The following is a 2,102-nucleotide window of genomic DNA, read 5'->3' on the forward strand; positions in this document are numbered from 1 at the left end:
AGAAGCGAAGCGCCGCCACCCACGCCCCAGCGGGCCGCGCCCGCGCGCCAGGCTTCAATCACTTGCGGGTGATTGGCCAGGCCCAGGTAATCGTTGTTGCAGAACGCCAGCAACGGCTGGCCATCGACCACCACGTCAGGGCCTTGCGGGCTCTGCAGCAGTGGACGTTGGCGATACAGGTGTTCGGCACGACGAGCCGCAAGACGCGCGGCGAGATCGAAAGACATGAGACCTCGGTAGATCAGGTTGAACGCAGTCAAAAATGTGGGAGCGGGCTTGCTCGCGAAAGCAGTGGATCAGTCAGCTTATGTATTGGCTGACACACCGCCTTCGCGAGCAAGCCCGCTCCCACATTTGGATGGCATTCCAAAGTGGACTTATCAAACAGCCGCGTTATAGAACTGCTCGCTGCTCTTCTGCTCCACCAGCGCCTGCTCGATCGCCGCCTGGTGCACTTCATCGGCGTGCTCTTCACGAGCTTCCGGCAAGATGCCCAGGCGCGAGAACAGTTGCATGTCCTTGTCCGCCTGCGGGTTGGCAGTGGTCAGCAGCTTGTCGCCGTAGAAAATCGAGTTGGCGCCAGCAAAAAACGCCAGGGCCTGCATCTGCTCGTTCATTGCCTCACGCCCGGCCGACAGCCGCACATGGGACTGCGGCATCAGGATGCGCGCCACCGCCAGCATGCGGATGAAGTCGAACGGGTCGATGTCGTCGGCGTTTTCCAGCGGCGTACCGGCGACTTTCACCAGCATGTTGATCGGCACCGATTCCGGATGCTCCGGCAGGTTGGCCAGCTGGATCAGCAGGTTGGCGCGATCGTCCAGGGACTCGCCCATGCCGAGGATGCCGCCGGAGCAGATCTTCATCCCCGAATCACGCACGTACGCCAGGGTTTGCAGGCGCTCACCGTAGGTGCGGGTGGTGATGATCGAACCGTAGAACTCCGGCGACGTGTCGAGGTTGTGGTTGTAGTAATCGAGGCCGGCCTGGGCCAGGGCTTCGGTCTGGTCCTGGTCGAGACGGCCGAGGGTCATGCAGGTTTCCAGGCCCATGGCCTTCACGCCTTTGACCATCTCCAGCACGTAGGGCATGTCTTTGGCTGACGGATGCTTCCAGGCGGCGCCCATGCAGAAACGGGTCGAACCGATGGCCTTGGCGCGAGCGGCCTCTTCGAGGACCTTCTGCACTTCCATCAGCTTCTCTTTTTCCAGACCGGTGTTGTAGTGGCCCGACTGCGGACAATATTTGCAATCTTCCGGACAGGCGCCGGTCTTGATCGACAGCAGCGTGGAAACCTGGACGCGGTTGGCGTCGAAATGCGCGCGGTGCACGGTCTGCGCCTGGAACAACAGGTCGTTGAAGGGCTGCACGAACAGCGCTTTGACTTCGGCTAAAGACCAATCGTGACGCAGGTTGGCAGTGATGCTGGCGCTCATGGGCGATTCCTTGATTATGCTTTGGCAAGCCCTGTGGGAGTAATACCCACAGGTACGACACGGATGCTCGGCATATTTAAGGAAGATTCATGCACTGTCAACTTGAGAACAAACACGAGGTTTACATCTGGTTAAAAAGCAACCAAACCTGTTTAATCTGCGATGAAAGCAGCGGAACGGCCGATCCTGTCTGCGGCGCCTGCGAAACCGAGCTGCCCTGGCTGATGGAACATTGCGAGGTGTGCGCACTGCCGTTGCCGGCGACGGGCCTGGTGTGCGGCCAGTGCTTGAAGCAACCTCAGGCGTTCAAGCAGGTCGTCGCGCCGTGGACCTACAGCTTCCCCATCGACAGCCTGATCAGCCGTTTCAAGCATCAGGCCCGCTGGCCGCTGGGGCACCTGCTTGCGCACCTGTTGGGACAATTCCTGCAACACCGCTATGAAGATGCCGCGCTGGCTCGCCCCGACTGCCTGCTGCCCGTGCCCCTGGCCCGCAAACGCCTGCGGGAACGGGGGTTCAACCAGGCGGCGATGCTCGCCCGCTGGCTGAGTGAGGACCTGAACATCCCCTGGGATGAGCACCTGCTGTCACGGCCGCGTGAAACCGTGGCGCAGCAAGACCTCGACGCCAGGACCCGCAAGCGTAACCTGCACCAGGCCTTCGCCC

General features: G+C 61.3%; 2 protein-coding genes and 1 pseudogene. 1 reads left to right on the plus strand and 2 read right to left on the minus strand.

Annotated features, from left to right (window positions below):
* Positions 1–227 (minus strand): annotated as a pseudogene (locus HX846_RS21375) (8-amino-7-oxononanoate synthase); the annotation flags it as partial.
* A 153-nt stretch (positions 228–380) separates the two neighbouring features.
* Positions 381–1,436 (minus strand): biotin synthase BioB, encoded by a 1,056-nt coding sequence (gene bioB, locus HX846_RS21380; protein ID WP_003211072.1) that lies wholly within the window; start codon positions 1,434–1,436, stop codon positions 381–383.
* 89 nt (positions 1,437–1,525) lie between these two features.
* Between bioB and HX846_RS21385 the strand changes: the two genes are divergently transcribed.
* Positions 1,526–2,102 (plus strand): ComF family protein (locus tag HX846_RS21385; RefSeq protein ID WP_178966055.1); only part of this gene is annotated, 577 nt, incomplete at its 3' end.

The sequence above is a fragment of the Pseudomonas sp. K5002 genome (assembly GCF_013386655.1).
Taxonomy (GTDB): domain Bacteria; phylum Pseudomonadota; class Gammaproteobacteria; order Pseudomonadales; family Pseudomonadaceae; genus Aquipseudomonas.